A 15,434-nucleotide genomic window follows, 5' to 3' on the forward strand; every position below is an offset into this window, starting at 1 on the left:
AGAGAAAGGGGCTTTAATGCGTTCGATCATCGGAGTAATGCTGGCGGTACTGATCACGCCATTGGCTCAGGCCGAGCTGATAGACGAAATTGCCGACCGGGGCGAACTGCGCATTGCCGTACAGGCCGACAACTCGCCGTACGCATTCAAGGAAAATGACCACCTGACCGGTTTCGAGATCGAGTTTGGCCAGGACCTGGCCAAGGAACTGGACCTGCGCGCCGAGTTCATCGAAGCCCCTGCGGCAGAGGTACTGCCCGGTGTCGAGAGTGGCAAGTACGACATCGCACTGACCCCGTCGAGCGAATCGCCCAAAGGTGACGGCCAGCTCGATGTGAGCCTGCCGTTTGGCGAGAAGCAGCTGGTGATCCCGTTCCAGAAGGACAACCCGGCGTTCGAGAGCGCGGTGAACAATGCACTGCAGCGGCTCAAGGACAGCGGGCGGACTGCCGAGCTTGAGCAGAAGTGGTTCAAGGGTGTGCCTGAGACTGCGTCCGGGCAGTAAGCGCTTTATTGCCTGTACTGGCCTCTTCGCGGGCACGCCCGCTCCCACAGGTTAATCACAGGCCCGGGAGCGGGTGCTATCCCTGTGGGAGCGGGCGAGCCCGCGAAGAGGCCAGTACAGGTTCAAGCAGAAAACTCAATCAGAGCCTGCTGTGCCTCGGCCAGCTCCAGCTCGCTGAACACCAGCACCCCCGCCCGCCGCAGCAATGCCGTGGTCACCCCTTCTCCGGCCACCTTCACACCACTGAACGTGCCGTCATAGGTCAACCGGTTGCCACACGAAGGGCTTCCAGCCTTCAGCACGGCCACACGAATGCCATACCGGTGCACCAGCTCCAGCGCCCGCTGCGCCCCGGCCAGGAACTCGGCGCTGACATCCTCGCCCGTCACCGTCAGCACCTGCGCGCCACCGTCGAGCACCTCCCCACCCTGCCCGCCCGGTATCTCTGCAGGCGGCCGTGGGGTCGGCAAGCCACCCGCCACTTCCGGGCACAACGGCACCACGCGCCCTTCGGCCTGCCAGCGCTGCAACAGGTCGGGGTGGCCACTGGCGCGGCCGTCATAGCGCACCGGCTGCCCCAGCAGGCAAGCGCTGACCAGCACCTTGGGCAGGTCAGAAGGGGTCATTGCCACGGCGCCGGAACCAGCCGGTCAACGAAAGCCGCTCACGCCCTGCCGGCAGCACCTCATGGGGCACCTCGCCCGACAGGAACACCACCAGGCAGCCCGCCACCGGCTCGACATCATGCTCGACACCGTCCGCCAGGAACATGCGCAACTGGCCACCGTCCTGCGGCTGCCAGCCTTCATTCAGGTACAGGACTGCCGACACCATGCGCCGGTCATCGTCGCGGAAGCGGTCCAGGTGCCGGCGATAGAACGCCCCCGGCGGGTACAGGGCAAAATGGCACTCGAAGTCTTCCAGGCCGAGGAACAGGCCCTGGTTGATGGCCTGGCGCAGCTGGTCCATGGCGCTCAGGTACTGGTCGCAGGCCTCGGCCTGGCCAGGGTCGATCCACTGGATCTGGTCGCCGCGAATGGCCTCGCGCACCTCCTGGGCAGCACCGCGCCCAACCCCTGCAGGGTTGAGTTCGCCTTCGGCATCACGGCGCCGGCACTCGGCCGCGAGCGCGCGCACCAGGTCGGCAGGCAGAAAAAGCGCCTGCTGGGACCAGCCATGGGTGACCAGATCGTCGACGACGGCCGCAAGCATCGGGTGTTCAGGGGAGATGTGCATGGCGCGCATCATATCCATTAGCCATGCCGGCGCACAGCGCCACTTGGCCGAGAAGCACGCGGATATCTCGACAAACCGGCGCCCGGCCACGGACAATAGCCACCTGCCGACAGGAGTCCTGAATGCGCCGTCTGTTTTCCCTGATTCTGCTGATGATCTGCACCGTGCCTGTCTGGGCAGACAACCTGGATCAACTGTACAAGGCTGCCGGCTGGCCCGACCAGCGCGCCCATTTCAATGATGCCCTGACCGCCGCCCAGGAACGCTACCGCAACAGTTTGCCACCCGCCGTGTACCAGGCGCTGGTAAACAACAGCAACCAGCGCTTCCAGGCCCAGGCGGTGGACCGTCGCGCCCAGGCGCAGCTGCGCGCAACCCTGGCCAACCCGGCACCGGCGCTGGCCTTCTTCCGGTCGCCGCTGGGGCGCAAGGTGGTGGCTGCGGAGCTCAAGGCCACCCGCAAGGACGAACTGGCCAGGAATGCCAAGGGCTTGCCGAAGATCCAGGCCAGCGATGACCGCCTGCTGATAATCGGCCACCTGGCCCAGGCCCTGCCGGCGCGCGAAGCCGGCGCCGAAGTGAGCCTGGCCATCGCCGGCGTGGCGGCCGACAGCCTCAGCTCGATGATCCCCGGCCTGTTCGGCGGCGGTCAGGCCCAGAACCTGCTCGACGGCCAGCGCCAGCGCCTGATGGGCCAGATCGGCGAAGACCTCAACAACACCCTGCTGTATGTCTATCGCGACCTGTCCGATGCCGAGCTGGAAGAGTTCGCCACCTTTGCCGAGTCGCCAGACGGCAAGGCTTACTACCAGGCCGCCCTGGCCGCAGTTCGCGCAGGCCTGGCGGTTGGCCAGAGCAGCAGCGACCTGAAGTGATCAGCCCAGGCGCTGATCGATGAAGTCGAAGTAGCGCTGGCGAATGCCCGGCAGCTCGTTGGCCAGGTGGTGACGGGCCTCGGGCAGCATCAGAATCTGCGGTTCGGCGAACTTGGCCTTGAGCACTTCGAGGTTGTATGGCCAGTCCACTGTGCCATCCGCCTCTCCTTGCACGATCAACGGCCGCCGCGTGCTGCACGGCGCGGCCTCGATGCGTTTGACCCAGGCAATCAAGGCGCCCACCCAGGCCGTTGGCAGACGGCGCGGTTGCAGCGGGTCGGCTTCGAGGAACGGCAGGAAGGTCGGGTCATTGGTGTTCTCGCTGAAGCGCCGCTCGATGCCATTCACGAAGTGACGCAACACGCGATAGCTCAGCTTCGACCAGCGCCAGGCACAGGGCCGCACCAGCGGTGCCAACAGGATGACCTGGCCATCGATGGGGCTGCGCGCGCCCTGGTACAACAGGTGGTCCACGGCGATGGCGCCACCGGTGCTTTGCCCGCACAGGTGCCAGGGGCGCGGCAGTTGCAGCGTGCGCGCCTGTTCGAACAAAGCCTCCAGCACTTGCTGGTAAACCGCGAAATCACTGATGCTGGCCCGCTCGCCGCTGGACAGGCCATGGCCGGGCAGGTCGCAACTGATCACGGCGAAATTCTGTTTGAGCGCCCAATCGATCACATGCCGGTAGAGGCCCATATGGTCGTAATAGCCATGCAGCAGGAACAGCGTCGCGCTCGGCTGCTCGGGTAGCCAGGCCTGCCCGACCAGCTCGAAGCCTGCGGCCTGGAAGCCGCCCAGCCAGCTGCGGGCCGACAGGTTCAGGCCATAGAAGCGCTGGTAGTCCTGCGCCTGCGCCGACAACGGCTGGCGAGCGGTCAACGGCGCCAGGCTGGTGCGCAGGAGGTCGGGGTCAAAGGCAGCGGGCATCGGGTACATCCACAGTGAAGCAAGTATTGATCTGGGATATTCAGCTCTGGCTGGCGTCGTGGCAAGCTTGGACTATGTGTCACCTGTACCGGCCCTATCGCCGGCAAGCCAGCTCCCACAGGTTGCCTACCGGCCTCAGGCCTGGTGATATCCTGTGGGAGCTGGCTTGCCGGCGATAGGGCCAGTGAACCCACACAAGAAACCCACAGACATCCATGCCGACCCGCCTTGCCAAACCAGTCCTGATCGCCCTCGCCTTGCTGCTCTGCACCACTTTGGTCTGGCAGGCCTACACCACCTTCCAGGCACGCTACCTGCGCCCGTTCGACAACCAGGCCACGCTGTTCGACGGCAGCCAGCTGCAGTTGCCCCCCGAGCTGGCCGGCCCCGGCCCGATCCGGGTAGTGCATTTCTGGGACCCGGCCTGCCCGTGCAACGTCGGCAACCAGCAGCACTTGGGCGACCTGGTCAACCAGTTCGCCAGCCAGGGCGTGACCTTCCATGTGCTGCAAAAGCCCGACAGCCACGGCCAGCTGCCCGCCAACCTCACCGCCCTCAAGCCACTCGCCAGCGTGCCCGGCAGCGAACACCTGCCCGCCTCCCCGGCCGTGGCCATCTGGGACCGGCAAGGCCACCTGGCCTACTTCGGCCCCTACAGCGAAGGCGCCGTGTGCAATGCCAGCAACAGCTTCATCGAGCCGATCCTCAAGGCGCTACTCGACGGCCGCCAGGTGAGTGCCTCCAATACCCTGGCGGTGGGCTGCTACTGCCCCTGGGCCGGCTGACGCACCCGCGCAGGGTTGCCCACCACTACCGCGCCTGCCGGCACATCACGGGTGACCACACTACCGGCACCTACCACGGCGTTATCGCCAATGGTCACCCCCGGCAGAATGATCGCCGCGCCGCCGATCCACACGTTGTTGCCGATGCTCACCGGCCGGCCACTCTCCAGCCCAGTGCGACGCACCTCGGGGTCGAGCGGGTGGTCGGCGGTATAGATCTGCACGTTGGGGCCGATCTGGCAGTCATCACCGATACGCACCGGCAGCACATCGAGGATCACGCAGTTGAAATTCATGAAGGTATTGCGGCCGACGCTGATGTTGTAGCCATAGTCGCAATAGAACGGCGGGCGGATCACCGCGCCTTCGCCGACCTGGCCAAAGTGCTCTACCAGGAGCCCATGACGTGCGTCGTTGAGCAATTCGACACTGCTGTTGTAGCGGTGCATCCAGTGCTTGTTGGCGATCTGCTCGGCCTGCAGCTCGGGGCAGCCAGCGTGATAGAGCTGGCCTGTAAGCATTTTCTGTTTTTCGCTGAGGGACATGGAAACTCCTTCCTGGGGCTATGCTCTGTTCGCGAATCCGCCGATCATCGGACCACATTTTTCGCTTGAACGCACAAGGAGCCTGCATGAAGCGCAGCCTGACCCTGTTGGCCGTGGTGGTTGCCGTGGCCGCCGGCGCCGGATACTGGTACGTGCAGGGCAAGCTGCCGCAACGCGAGGGCGAGGTGGCCATCGCCGGCCTGCAGGCGCCGGTCAGCGTGCGCTACGATGCCCGCGGCGTGCCGCACCTGCAGGCGCAGAGCGAGCCGGACCTGTACCGTGCCCTCGGTTACGTGCATGCCCAGGACCGGCTGTTCCAGATGGAGATCCTGCGCCGCCTGGCCCGGGGTGAGCTGGCCGAGGTGCTGGGCGACAAGCTGCTGCCCACCGACACCCTGTTCCGCAGCCTGCGCATTCGCGAACAGGCAGCACTGATGGCCAAGCGTCAGGACCGGCAATCGCCCGCCTGGCAAGCCCTGCAAGCCTACCTCGACGGGGTGAACAGCTGGCAGGCCAGCCACCCCAAGCCCATGGAATTCGACCTGCTCGGCATTACCCCGCGCCCATTCAGCGCCGAAGACACCCTGAGCATCGCCGGCTACCTGGCCTACAGCTTTGCCGCCGCGTTTCGCACCGAGCCCGCGCTGACCTACATCCGCGACCAGCTGGGCCCTGAGTACCTGAACATCTTCGATCTCGCCTGGCAGCCCGAGGGCGCCTTGGGTACACCGCTGGCCGCTGCCGACTGGCAAAGCCTGGAGGCCCTCGCCCGCCTCAGCCATGACGCGCTGGGCGATGCGGGCATCCCGCAATTCGAGGGCAGCAACGCCTGGGCCGTGGCCGGCAGCCGCACCCGCAGCGGCAGGCCGCTGCTGGCCGGCGACCCGCACATCGGTTTTGCGGTGCCGGCGGTGTGGTACGAGGCCGAGCTGTCGGCGCCGGGCTTCAACCTGTATGGCTACTTCCAGGCGCTCAACCCATTCGCCCTGCTCGGCCACAACCGCGACTTCGGCTGGAGCCTGACCATGTTCCAGAACGACGACGTCGACCTGATCGCCGAGCGCACCAACCCGGCCGACGCCAACCAGGTGATGGTCGATGGCAAATGGCAGGCGCTGGAAAAGACCGAGCAACAGATTGCCGTCAAAGGCGAAGCACCGGTTACCCTCAGACTGCGCCGCTCGCCCCATGGCCCGATCGTCAACGACGTGCTGGGCGCTACTGCCGGGCCCACGCCAATCGCCATGTGGTGGGCGTTCCTGGAGACCGAAAACCCGATCCTCGACGGGTTCTACCAGCTCAACCGCGCCGATACCCTGGGCAAGATGCGCGAGGCCGCGGCCAAGGTGCATGCGCCGGGGCTGAACCTGGTGTGGGCCAATGCCCGTGGCGATATCGGCTGGTGGGCGGCGGCGCAGTTGCCGATCCGCCCCGACGGCGTCGACCCCGCGTTCATCCTTGACGGTGCCAGTGTGCAGGCCGACAAGCTCGGCTTCTATCCCTTCAGTGTCAACCCGCAGCAGGAGAACCCGGCGCGCGGCTACATTGTCTCGGCCAACTACCAGCCTCCGGCGGCGGTGCCGATACCCGGTTACTACAACCTGCCGGACCGAGGCCGCCAGCTCGACCGCCACCTGGCCAACCCCGAGGTGAAGTGGGATACCCAAAACAGCCAGGCGCTGCAGCTGGACACTGCCAGCGACCATGGCCCGCGCACCCTTGCACCACTGCTGGCAACGCTGCGCGCAGTGGCCGAAGGTGACGAAGAGAAGGAACTGGTCGAGCAACTGGCAGCCTGGAGCGGCGACTACCCGCTCGACTCGACCAGTGCCACGCTGTTCAACCAGTTTCTCTACGAGCTGGCATTCGCGGCCTTGCATGACGAGCTGGGCGACACCTGGTTTCCGGTACTTATCAGCACCCGCGCCATCGACGCAGCCCTGCCGCGCCTGGCGGCGGATGCCGATTCGCCGTGGTGGAACACCCGCGGAGCCAACCAGCGCACCGACCGTACCGCCGTGGTGCGCACGGCGTGGCAGAACAGCTTGAAGCACCTGCGGGAGACCCTGGGCAGTGACCCGGCCAGCTGGCAGTGGGGCAAGGCCCATACTCTGACCCACAACCACCCGCTGGGGGTTAAAAAGCCGCTGAACCTGCTGTTCAACGTCGGCCCGTTCGCCGCACCGGGCACCCATGAAGTGCCGAACAACCTCTCGGCGAAGATCGGCCCGGCGCCATGGCCGGTGACCTATGGGCCGTCGACACGGCGGCTGGTCGACTTTGCCGATGCCGGGCAGGCGCTGACCACCAACCCGGTCGGGCAGAGTGGCGTGCCGTTCGACAGGCATTTTGCGGATCAGGCCGAAGGGTATGTGCAGGGGCAGTACCAGAAGGCGCAGATGGGGGTGATTCCGGCGCAGAGTACCTTGCGTCTGATGCCAGCACCGTAGGGGCCGCAAAGCGGCCCCCGACATTTTCGAATTCCCTACAACACTTCCAGCCGAGACCCATTGCATGCAAAGACACTTCATCGAAATCGACGGCGCCCGCATGAGCTACATCGACCAGGGCCAGGGTTTTCCGGTCCTGCTCGGCCACAGCTACCTGTGGTCCGCCGAGATGTGGCAGCCACAAATCGAAGCCTTGTCAGCACACTTCCGCGTCATCGTCCCCGAGCTGTGGGGCCACGGCGGCTCCGATGCTCCGCCTGCCACGACCATCGACATGAACAGCCTGGTCCGCCAGCACCTGACGTTGCTGGACAAACTGGAAATTACCAAGTGCCACCTGGTCGGGCTGTCGGTAGGCGGTATGTGGGGGGCACCGCTGGCCGCTACCCATCCTGAACGAATTGATCGCCTGGTGCTCATGGACACTTACCTGGGCGCCGAGCCGGAGGAGACTCGGCTCAAGTACTTCGCCTTGCTGGATGCCGCCAGCGAAGCCGGCGAATTCAGCGACCTGCTGCTCGACATCATCGTGCCTATTTTTTTCCACGCAGGCGGCCAGACCGTGCCTGAAATCCGTGAGCGGTTTCGTGCTCAGCTGAAGGCAAGCAGTGCACAAACCATTCGCGAGAGCCTCGATCCCATGGGGCGGATAATCTTTGGACGACACGACCTGCTGGAGCAACTCGAGCAGCTGCCGAGCGAGAGAACCATCCTGATGTGCGGCGACCAGGACATTCCGCGGCCGCCGGAAGAGTCCAATGAAATGGCGCGGATCATTGGTTGCCTGGCGGCGCAGATTCCGTTTGCGGGGCATATCTCCAGCCTGGAGAACCCGCGGGTGGTGAATGAGTTCTTGCTGAATTGGCTGCCGCGTAACCACTGAGATTACCGGGGCTGCTTTGCAGCCCTTGTGGGAGCGGGTTCACCCGCGAAGCAGGCAACGCGGTGCATGGCACCGGCTTCGCCGGTGTTCGCGGGTGAACCCGCTCCCACAATGGCCTCATTTACCTGACTAACCCTGCCACTTGCCCCCTTCCACAATCACGCTTTCCGGCTTGGTGTCATCGCTCAGTTCCTTGCGCACATACTGGTCATACAGCTTCAGCAGAAACTTCTCCTCCCCCAGCTTGGCCAGCTCGGCATTCACCCAGTCACGCAGCTCGGTGTTGCCCTTTTTCACCGCCGGTGCAATCGGTGCCTCGTCACCCAGCAGCTCAGGCAGCACGCGGTACCCCGGGTTCTGCTTGGCCCAGCTGAACAGAATCAGGTTGTCCTGCGCATAGGCATCGCCACGCCCGGTGGCCAGCGCCTGCAGCGACTCGCTGTTCTTCTCGAACTTGAGCAGTTTCCAGTCCGGGTGGTTCTTGGTCAGCCAGATATCAGCGGTAGTGCCGGTGGTGACAATGATGGTCTTGTCGGCCAGGTCGTCGAGCTTCTGCACCGGGCTGCCATCCGCGACGATGGCCTGCACGGCAACGCGCAGGTTGGGGTTGGTGAAGTCCACCGCTTCCTTGCGCTCCGGGGTCACGGTCATGTTGGCGAGGATCAGGTCGACCTTGTCGCTCTGCAGGAACGGGATACGGCTGGCCGGCTCCACGGCAACGAACTCGACCTTATTTTCATCACCCAGCAGGTCCTTGGCCAGGCGCCGGCCGATATCGGTATCAAAGCCCACGTAGCGGCCCTGCTCATCGACGAAACCGAACGGCGGCTTGTCGGTGAACACCCCGACAATCAGCTTGTCGCGGGCCTTGATGGTTTCCAGGTAGCTGGTGGCCGGCGAGGCCGCCGCGGGCTTGGGTGGTTCTTCAGCCTTGTTGCAGCCGGCCAGCAAGGCCAGGCCGAACAACGGCGCCAGCAGTTTGGTGAGGTTGGCAGTTTTCATGACAGTTCCTTGTGCAGTGTCTTCGGCAGGCTTTCTACGAAGGAGAATTTCTCCAGGAACTGCTGCGCGCGTGCGGTCCGCGGTCGTGTGAAGAAGCTCTCGGGGTCGCCCTGTTCAAGGATCCTGCCGGCCTCCATGAACACGATGCGGTCGGCCACCGCGCGAGCGAAGGCCATTTCGTGGGTAACGATGAGCAAGGTCATGCCGTCGCGGGCCAGGCCCTGGATCACCTGCAGCACCTCCTTGACCATTTCTGGGTCGAGGGCCGCGGTAACCTCGTCGAACAGCATCACCTCGGGGTTCATGCACAGCGAACGCACGATGGCAATGCGCTGTTGCTGGCCCCCGGACAATTGCCGGGGAAAGGCGTCGCGCTTGTCCAGCAGGCCGACCCGCGCCAGCAACGCCTCGGCCTGGGCCTCGGCTTCGGCGCGCTCGCGCCTTTGCACCTTGAGCGGGCCAAGCAGCAGGTTGTCGATCACGCTCATGTGACCGAACAGGTGATAGCTCTGGAACACCATGCCGACCCGCTGGCGGATTTCGCGCCAATCGGTGCGCGGGTCGAGCAGCTCCTGCCCGGCCAGGCGCAGGTGGCCGCCGTGGGCCTGCTCCAGGCCGTTGAGGCAGCGCAGCAGCGTGCTTTTGCCACAGCCGCTGGGGCCGAGGATGACCACCACCTCGCCGGCCGCCACCTGGAGGTCGACGTCCTTGAGCACCTGTTGCTCGCCAAAGAACTTGTTGAAACCCTGGAATTCGATCAATGCGCTCATGAGTGGGCCCAGCGGCGTTCCAGCACGCGTGAAGCGGCGGACAGCGGATAGCAGACGATGAAGAAGAACAGGAACAAGGCGCCGTAGATCAGCACCGACTCGTAGGTGCGCTCGATGATCTGCTGGCCGGCCTTGATTACCTCGACCACGCCGATCAGCACCGCCAGCGAGCTGGTCTTGATGATCCGCGTGTAGATGTTGATGGTCGGTGGGGTCATGCGCCTGAGCGCCTGTGGCAACAGCACGTAGCCATACAGCTGCCAGCCGGCCAGGCCGATCGACAACCCCGCCTCGCGCTGGCCGCGCGGCAGCGAGCGCAGCGCGCCACGCACCACCTCGCCCACCTCGCTGGCGCCCCACAGGCCCAGCACCAGCACCGCGCACCAGAAGCTGGGGATGCTCAAGGCCAGGAAGATCGGCAGGCCGAAGAACACCAGGTACAGCCAGACCAGCACCGGTATGGCACGGAACAGCTCCAGGTACACCTGCAAGGCAATGTTCAGGGCGCGGTTGCCCAAGGTTGCCAGCACGCCATAAAGCACACCGCCCAGCGTCGCGAAGAGGATGCCCAGCGCAGAGATGGCCAGGGTCTGCGCCGCGCCGCCAGCCAGCTGCGGCAATGCCTGCAGCAGCAGTTCAGACGCCGAACTGGCCATGTTGCAGCCTCCTTTCGACATAGCGCAGCAGCAACGACAGCGGCAGGAACAGCAGCACACAGAGCAGGGTCAGCACGGTGAGCATTTCATAGGTCTTGTAGTACAGCGCGATGTAGTTCTTGGTGGTGTAGAGAATTTCCGGCACGGCCACCGCCGACACCACGGTGGTTTCCTTGAGCAGGAAGATGAAGTTGGCGAACAGTGCCGGCAGGCTGAGGATGCCGGCCTGGGGCAACACCACATGGCGCAGCAGCTGGCCTTCGGACAGGCCGATGGAGCGCCCGGACTCCAGCTGGGCACGGGGCACGGCCTCGATGCCGGCACGCAGCACCTCGGTGAGGTAGGCACCGCCCATGAAGGTCATGGTGATGATCGCTGCGGCAAAGCCGGAAATCTTCAGGCCCAGGCTGGGCAAGGCGAAGTAGACGAAGAACAGCTGGATCAGCAGCGGCGTGTTGCGGGCCAGCTCCACGTAGGCTTTTACCAGGCGCCACAGGTACGGGGTGCGTAATACCAGCAGTGTGGCGTTGACCAGGGCGACCAGCAGCGAGGTGGCGATGGCGATCAGGCCGACCTGCAGGGTCACGCCCACGGCCTTGAGGAAGGCGGGCAGCGTGCCGAGGATGAATGCGGTGTCGAGGGTCATGGTGAAGCAGGTCTGCAGGGTGCGCGTGGGCACGATAGCTAGACTCTAATGATCTAAAAACTTTTTGATAAATACCTTTGTAGCATATGCATATCACTGAGAGTTCCGCGCTGGATGCATGTACTGACGGCGTACGCAGGACCTTGTGGGAGCGGGTTTACCCGCGAAGCAGACAACGCGGTGGATGGCACGGGCTTCGCCCGTGTTCGCGGGTAAACCCGCTCCCACAGGTAACTATGCCCACAAATAAAAACGCCGACACAAGGGTGTCGGCGTTGGGTCATGCAAGGTAATGCAAGCGCATCAGAACGCCGGCAGCACCGCACCCTGGTACTTCTTGGCGATGAATTCCTTCACTTCCGGGCTGGTCAGGGCCTTGGCCAGTTTCTGGATGGCTTCGCTGTCCTTGTTGTCCGGGCGGGCGACCAGGAAGTTCACGTATGGCGAGTCGCTGCCTTCGATCACCAGCGCGTCCTTGGCCGGGTTCAGGCCGGCTTCCAGGGCGTAGTTGGTGTTGATCATGTCCAGGTCGACCTGGTCCAGCACACGCGGCAGCATGGCCGACTCAAGCTCGCGGAACTTCAGCTTCTTCGGGTTCTCGGCAATATCCTTGGGGGTGGCCAGGGCGTTCTTCGGGTCCTTCAGGGTGATCAGGCCAGCCTTCTGCAACAGCAGCAGGGCGCGGCCGCTGTTGCTGCCCTCGTTAGGGATGGCAACGGTAGCGCCTTCTTTCAGTTCGCTCAGGCTCTTGACCTTCTTCGAGTAACCACCGAAGGGTTCGACGTGCACGCCGATCACGGTATCTAGGTGGGTGCCCTTGCCTTCGTTGAAGTTCTGCAGGTACGGCAGGGTCTGGAAGTAGTTGGCGTCCAGGCGCTTCTGGTCAACCTGCACGTTCGGCTGCACGTAATCGGTGAAGACCTTGATCTGCAGGTCCACACCTTCCTTGGCCAGGGTCGGCTTGATCAGCTCGAGGATTTCGGCGTGCGGTACCGGGGTGGCGGCAACCACCAGTTTCTCGGCGGCGGCAGCCAGGCCGGCAAACGACAGGGCAGCAGCCAGGGCAGTGGTCAGCAGGGTCTTCTTCATGGTGGTCCTTGTTCTGGTTCTGGGCCATCGACGATGGCGAATCGGGTGCCCAACCGGTTCACCAGCGGGCGTGAGGCGGACAATACCCAGATTTTTTATTCCGTAACAATATCTTTTATTTAGCTTCTTATTCCAAAAACAAACTGCCATCAGCCACTTTGCTTATGAGCGGTGTCTAGCGCGCGGAGTTTGGCAGGTCTAGGTCCTCAGCCAGGATCTCTCCGCCGTCATTCACCAGCAAGGCGAAGTGGATGACGTTCTCCAGTTCACGGGTGTTGCCGGGCCAGGGGTGTGCCTCCAGCACCTGCTGCGCCGCCTCGCTCACCAGCGGCACAGGCCGTTGCAGGCGCACGCTGTAGATGCCCACGAAGTACTCGGCCAACGGCAGGATATCGCCCGGCCGCTCGCGCAGTGGCGGCAGCTCCAGCGCCCCCTCGCGCAGGTATTGGTACAGGCGCTCGTTGAAGCGCCCCGCGCGCACCACCCGCGCCAGGTCGATACTGGTAGCGGCCACCAGGCGCACATCCACCGGCTGCGGCTGCTGCGCGCCCACCCGGGTAACCTCGCGGTTTTCCAGGGCGGCCAGCAGCTTGCCCTGGATGGCCAGCGGCAAGTCGGCGATCTCGTCCAGGTACAACGTGCCGCCGTTGGCCGAGCCGAACCAGCCGGCACGGCTGCTGGCTGTGCCGCCCTGGCTGCCGGCACTGTAGCCGAACAGCTCGGCATCGGCGTAGGTGGGGCTGATGGCCGCGCAGTTGACCGACACGAACAACCCGCTGCGGTCACTGGCACGGTGGATCTGCCGGGCCAGCAGCTCCTTGCCGGTACCGGTTTCGCCACGGATCAGCACTGGCAAGGATTGTGGCGCCAGGTGCTCGAGCTCCTCGCGCAGCTGCTGCGAACGTGGGTCGATGAACACCAGCGCCTTGGCGCGGATGCTCAGCGGGCTCTTGTCCAGCTCAGGGAAGGTCAGCAACGGCTGGCCAAAAGGGTTTTGAAAAGTCATGACAAACTCCCGCCCCAGGCCTGCAATGGCCGGGCGTCAGGCAAACGGTAAACAGTAAGGGCGATCAGGCGCGGCGCAGTGCGCGCTGCTCGACCCGGCTCTGCAAGCGATACAGGTAGGCGAAACCTTGCTCCCAGCGCTCATGGCCGGACTTGACGTTGATGTGCCCGGCGTTGGTCAGCAGCCCTGCTTCGGCGCCCCAGACCTGGGCCAGGTACAACGCCCTTGGCACGCTCACGGCCGGGTCGTTGTCCGAGCTGACCACCTGGCTGGGGAATGGCAGTGCTTCGGTCGGGATCGGCGCGAAGTTGCGCAGAGCCGGCGCACAGGTTGGCCGCTCCACGTCAGCGGGCGCCACCAGCAGCGCGCCACGTACCCGCCGCAGCAGGGCCGGGCTGGCTTGCGCGGCCCAATGAGCGACGGTTATGCAGCCCAGGCTATGGGCAATCAGAATCACCGGCGAGCGCTCGGCGGCAATCGCCTGCTCCAGTGCCTGCACCCAGTCCTGACGTTGCGGGGTCAGCCAGTCGTGCTGCTCGACCCGGGCACTGTTGGGCAGGGTGCGCTGCCAGTGACTTTGCCAATGGTTGTCTGGCGATCCTTGCCAGCCCGGCACAATCAGGTAACGAATCGACTCATTGCGCATGGGGACGCCTCCAGTGAGTTTGCGTGCTTGGAGACAAGTATAGGGAGGGAGCTATATCAGTAAAGGAATAAGAAGCTATTTGTTAATAACCAAAATGCAATCCTTGTGGGAGCGGGTTTACCCGCGAATGCGTCGGTGATGCCTACATCGCATTCGCGGGTGAACCCGCTCCCACAGGGGGCATTGATAGCCATGAAATCCGGCAAAAAAAAGGGCCATCCCCTGCCAAGAGATATGGCCCCTAAGCACTTGCCTGAAGAAAGTTGACGGGTTCAGCGCGCGGTAATCACCGCCAGCTTGCTGATCCCCGCACGTTCGATAGCCGCCATGGCCCGCGCCACTTCGCCGTAGTTCACGCCGTCATCGGCCTGCAGCTGTACGCGCACGTCCACGTCCTTGTCCTTGGCGGCCTTGAGGCTGGTTTCCAGCAGGTCGGGCTGGATCTCGTCCTTGTTGATGAACAACTTGCCGTCGCCATCGATGCTGACCACCAGCGGGTCCTTCTGCTCCACCGGGGCCACGGCCTCGGTCTTGGGCAGGTTGATGGGGATGGCATTGGTCAGCAGCGGCGCGGTGACGATGAACACCACCAGCAGCACCAGCATGACGTCCACCAACGGCGTGACGTTGATTTCACTGAGGACTTCGTCGCTGTCCTGGGTCGAAAAGGCCATGTCAGGACGCCTCCTTCACCGGTTGGGTGAAACCGGCCTGGGGCCTGTGCACGGCCGGGTGCACCAGCACGCGGAAGGCACTCTTCTGCGCCAGGCTGTAGAAGTCGTGGGCGAAGTCATCGAGGTCGGCCGCGGTGAGCTTGAGGCGGCGCAGGAAGTAGTTGTAGACCAGCACCGCTGGCACCGCGACGGCGATACCCACGCCGGTGGCCACCAGTGCCGCGCCGATCGGCCCGGCCACGGTTTCCAGGCTGGCGGAACCGGCCGCGCTGATGCCCTTGAGTGCTTCCATGATGCCCCAGACGGTGCCGAACAGGCCGATGAAGGGCGAGGTACTGCCAATACTGGCGACCACCGCCAGGCCGGTTTCCAGCGACCGGCGCTCACGCACGATCTGCTGGCGCAGGGCGCGCTCCAGGCGGTCCTGGTGGTTGATGGCGTGGCTCAGGTCATTGGCCTGGCTGTCACCGACGGCGATGGCGGCATAACCGGCCTGGGCAACACGGGCGGCAGGGCCAGGCAGGTCGTGGCTGGGCTCGGCAGCCGAGTCCAGGCTCGAGGCGGCCCAGAATTGCTGGTGGAAGCGTTTGTCCTGGTTCTTCAGCCGCACGAACTGCACGACCTTGACCAGGGCCAGGGCCCAGGTGGCGACAGAAAAACCGACCAGCAGCCAGATGACTGCGCTTTCAACGGATTCGAGGGGGGATGCCAGCAGGCTCATGATGATGTCTTCCTGTGT

Annotated in this window: 18 protein-coding genes; 5 read left to right on the plus strand and 13 right to left on the minus strand. The window is 64.3% G+C overall.

The genetic code is table 11. The annotated features are described in order from the left end of the window. Positions 1-16: 16 nt before the first annotated feature. Entirely contained in the window at positions 17-505 is a 489-nt protein-coding gene (locus CAG44_RS01395; protein WP_085592439.1) for an ABC transporter substrate-binding protein, read from the plus strand. A 122-nt stretch (positions 506-627) separates the two neighbouring features. On the opposite strand, the gene CAG44_RS01400 is transcribed toward CAG44_RS01395, so the two are convergent. Together CAG44_RS01400 and CAG44_RS01405 are read right to left on the minus strand one after the other, a co-directional pair. Next, on the minus strand, positions 628-1,131 hold the full coding sequence (locus CAG44_RS01400; protein ID WP_085691454.1) for a DUF523 domain-containing protein: 504 nt from the start codon (positions 1,129-1,131) through the stop codon (positions 628-630). After that, positions 1,118-1,750, minus strand: a complete 633-nt coding sequence (locus CAG44_RS01405) for a 2OG-Fe(II) oxygenase (RefSeq protein ID WP_084785356.1) — start codon at positions 1,748-1,750, stop codon at positions 1,118-1,120. The genes CAG44_RS01400 and CAG44_RS01405 overlap by 14 nt, the downstream gene beginning before the upstream one ends. Positions 1,751-1,863: 113 nt before the next feature. On the opposite strand from CAG44_RS01405, the gene CAG44_RS01410 reads away from it, so the two are divergent. Then, positions 1,864-2,616 carry a DUF2059 domain-containing protein gene (locus CAG44_RS01410; protein WP_003258544.1) on the plus strand — a complete coding sequence of 251 codons (753 nt, stop codon included), beginning with the start codon at positions 1,864-1,866 and terminating at the stop codon, positions 2,614-2,616. On the opposite strand, the gene CAG44_RS01415 is transcribed toward CAG44_RS01410, so the two are convergent. Beyond that, positions 2,617-3,543: an alpha/beta hydrolase gene (locus tag CAG44_RS01415; RefSeq protein WP_085691455.1), complete on the minus strand. Its 927-nt coding sequence runs from the start codon at positions 3,541-3,543 to the stop codon at positions 2,617-2,619. 215 nt (positions 3,544-3,758) lie between these two features. Here CAG44_RS01415 and CAG44_RS01420 point away from each other — a divergent pair, with 215 nt between their 5' ends. Continuing rightward, positions 3,759-4,328, plus strand: a complete 570-nt coding sequence (locus tag CAG44_RS01420; RefSeq protein WP_085691456.1) for a DUF6436 domain-containing protein — start codon at positions 3,759-3,761, stop codon at positions 4,326-4,328. Here CAG44_RS01420 and CAG44_RS01425 read toward each other — a convergent pair. Next, a complete protein-coding gene (locus CAG44_RS01425) occupies positions 4,307-4,873 on the minus strand; it encodes a sugar O-acetyltransferase (RefSeq protein WP_085691457.1) in 567 nt (188 codons plus the stop codon). The two genes, CAG44_RS01420 and CAG44_RS01425, sit on opposite strands and share 22 nt — an antisense overlap. 86 nt (positions 4,874-4,959) lie before the next feature. Here CAG44_RS01425 and CAG44_RS01430 point away from each other — a divergent pair, with 86 nt between their 5' ends. Beyond that, positions 4,960-7,323: a penicillin acylase family protein gene (locus CAG44_RS01430; RefSeq protein WP_085691458.1), complete on the plus strand. Its 2,364-nt coding sequence runs from the start codon at positions 4,960-4,962 to the stop codon at positions 7,321-7,323. A gap of 64 nt (positions 7,324-7,387) precedes the next feature. After that, positions 7,388-8,206, plus strand: coding sequence for an alpha/beta fold hydrolase (locus tag CAG44_RS01435; RefSeq protein WP_085691459.1), 819 nt, complete (start codon positions 7,388-7,390; stop codon positions 8,204-8,206). Between the two features lie 129 nt (positions 8,207-8,335). On the opposite strand, the gene CAG44_RS01445 is transcribed toward CAG44_RS01435, so the two are convergent. The 9 genes from CAG44_RS01445 to CAG44_RS01485 all read right to left on the minus strand — a co-directional run bounded on the left by CAG44_RS01445 (position 8,336) and on the right by CAG44_RS01485 (position 15,416). Further along, positions 8,336-9,208 (minus strand): transporter substrate-binding domain-containing protein, encoded by an 873-nt coding sequence (locus CAG44_RS01445; RefSeq protein WP_015272203.1) that lies wholly within the window; start codon positions 9,206-9,208, stop codon positions 8,336-8,338. After that, positions 9,205-9,978, minus strand: a complete 774-nt coding sequence (locus tag CAG44_RS01450) for an amino acid ABC transporter ATP-binding protein (protein ID WP_085691460.1) — start codon at positions 9,976-9,978, stop codon at positions 9,205-9,207. The genes CAG44_RS01445 and CAG44_RS01450 overlap by 4 nt, the downstream gene beginning before the upstream one ends. Then, entirely contained in the window at positions 9,975-10,634 is a 660-nt protein-coding gene (locus CAG44_RS01455; RefSeq protein WP_085691461.1) for an amino acid ABC transporter permease, read from the minus strand. Before CAG44_RS01455 ends, CAG44_RS01450 begins: the two co-directional genes overlap by 4 nt. After that, complete coding sequence (locus tag CAG44_RS01460; protein WP_085616074.1) at positions 10,615-11,280, minus strand: amino acid ABC transporter permease; 666 nt, start codon at positions 11,278-11,280, stop codon at positions 10,615-10,617. Before CAG44_RS01460 ends, CAG44_RS01455 begins: the two co-directional genes overlap by 20 nt. 303 nt (positions 11,281-11,583) lie before the next feature. Then, positions 11,584-12,369, minus strand: a complete 786-nt coding sequence (locus CAG44_RS01465; RefSeq protein WP_025341021.1) for a MetQ/NlpA family ABC transporter substrate-binding protein — start codon at positions 12,367-12,369, stop codon at positions 11,584-11,586. A 175-nt stretch (positions 12,370-12,544) separates the two neighbouring features. After that, positions 12,545-13,375 carry a sigma 54-interacting transcriptional regulator gene (locus CAG44_RS01470; RefSeq protein WP_085691462.1) on the minus strand — a complete coding sequence of 277 codons (831 nt, stop codon included), beginning with the start codon at positions 13,373-13,375 and terminating at the stop codon, positions 12,545-12,547. Positions 13,376-13,439: 64 nt separating this feature from the next. Continuing rightward, positions 13,440-14,021 (minus strand): alpha/beta hydrolase, encoded by a 582-nt coding sequence (locus tag CAG44_RS01475; RefSeq protein WP_013974692.1) that lies wholly within the window; start codon positions 14,019-14,021, stop codon positions 13,440-13,442. Positions 14,022-14,293: 272 nt separating this feature from the next. Then, positions 14,294-14,695 carry a biopolymer transporter ExbD gene (locus CAG44_RS01480; RefSeq protein ID WP_025341024.1) on the minus strand — a complete coding sequence of 134 codons (402 nt, stop codon included), beginning with the start codon at positions 14,693-14,695 and terminating at the stop codon, positions 14,294-14,296. A 1-nt stretch (position 14,696) separates the two neighbouring features. After that, positions 14,697-15,416 (minus strand): MotA/TolQ/ExbB proton channel family protein, encoded by a 720-nt coding sequence (locus tag CAG44_RS01485; protein WP_085615853.1) that lies wholly within the window; start codon positions 15,414-15,416, stop codon positions 14,697-14,699. Positions 15,417-15,434 lie beyond the last annotated feature (18 nt).

This window comes from Pseudomonas sp. B13(2017) (assembly GCF_002113245.1).
In the GTDB taxonomy this organism is placed as follows: domain Bacteria; phylum Pseudomonadota; class Gammaproteobacteria; order Pseudomonadales; family Pseudomonadaceae; genus Aquipseudomonas; species Aquipseudomonas putida_Z.

Coding starts and splice junctions, on each gene's coding strand:
- CAG44_RS01450 (WP_085691460.1), bottom strand. CDS start 9,978: ATGAGCGCATTGATCGAATTCCAGGGTTTCAACAAGTTCTTTGGCGAG.
- CAG44_RS01400 (WP_085691454.1), bottom strand. CDS start 1,131: ATGACCCCTTCTGACCTGCCCAAGGTGCTGGTCAGCGCTTGCCTGCTG.
- CAG44_RS01470 (WP_085691462.1), bottom strand. CDS start 13,375: ATGACTTTTCAAAACCCTTTTGGCCAGCCGTTGCTGACCTTCCCTGAG.
- CAG44_RS01420 (WP_085691456.1), top strand. CDS start 3,759: ATGCCGACCCGCCTTGCCAAACCAGTCCTGATCGCCCTCGCCTTGCTG.
- CAG44_RS01480 (WP_025341024.1), bottom strand. CDS start 14,695: ATGGCCTTTTCGACCCAGGACAGCGACGAAGTCCTCAGTGAAATCAAC.
- CAG44_RS01435 (WP_085691459.1), top strand. CDS start 7,388: ATGCAAAGACACTTCATCGAAATCGACGGCGCCCGCATGAGCTACATC.
- CAG44_RS01415 (WP_085691455.1), bottom strand. CDS start 3,543: ATGCCCGCTGCCTTTGACCCCGACCTCCTGCGCACCAGCCTGGCGCCG.
- CAG44_RS01475 (WP_013974692.1), bottom strand. CDS start 14,021: ATGCGCAATGAGTCGATTCGTTACCTGATTGTGCCGGGCTGGCAAGGA.
- CAG44_RS01410 (WP_003258544.1), top strand. CDS start 1,864: ATGCGCCGTCTGTTTTCCCTGATTCTGCTGATGATCTGCACCGTGCCT.
- CAG44_RS01485 (WP_085615853.1), bottom strand. CDS start 15,416: ATGAGCCTGCTGGCATCCCCCCTCGAATCCGTTGAAAGCGCAGTCATC.
- CAG44_RS01405 (WP_084785356.1), bottom strand. CDS start 1,750: ATGCGCGCCATGCACATCTCCCCTGAACACCCGATGCTTGCGGCCGTC.
- CAG44_RS01460 (WP_085616074.1), bottom strand. CDS start 11,280: ATGACCCTCGACACCGCATTCATCCTCGGCACGCTGCCCGCCTTCCTC.
- CAG44_RS01425 (WP_085691457.1), bottom strand. CDS start 4,873: ATGTCCCTCAGCGAAAAACAGAAAATGCTTACAGGCCAGCTCTATCAC.
- CAG44_RS01445 (WP_015272203.1), bottom strand. CDS start 9,208: ATGAAAACTGCCAACCTCACCAAACTGCTGGCGCCGTTGTTCGGCCTG.
- CAG44_RS01455 (WP_085691461.1), bottom strand. CDS start 10,634: ATGGCCAGTTCGGCGTCTGAACTGCTGCTGCAGGCATTGCCGCAGCTG.
- CAG44_RS01465 (WP_025341021.1), bottom strand. CDS start 12,369: ATGAAGAAGACCCTGCTGACCACTGCCCTGGCTGCTGCCCTGTCGTTT.
- CAG44_RS01430 (WP_085691458.1), top strand. CDS start 4,960: ATGAAGCGCAGCCTGACCCTGTTGGCCGTGGTGGTTGCCGTGGCCGCC.
- CAG44_RS01395 (WP_085592439.1), top strand. CDS start 17: ATGCGTTCGATCATCGGAGTAATGCTGGCGGTACTGATCACGCCATTG.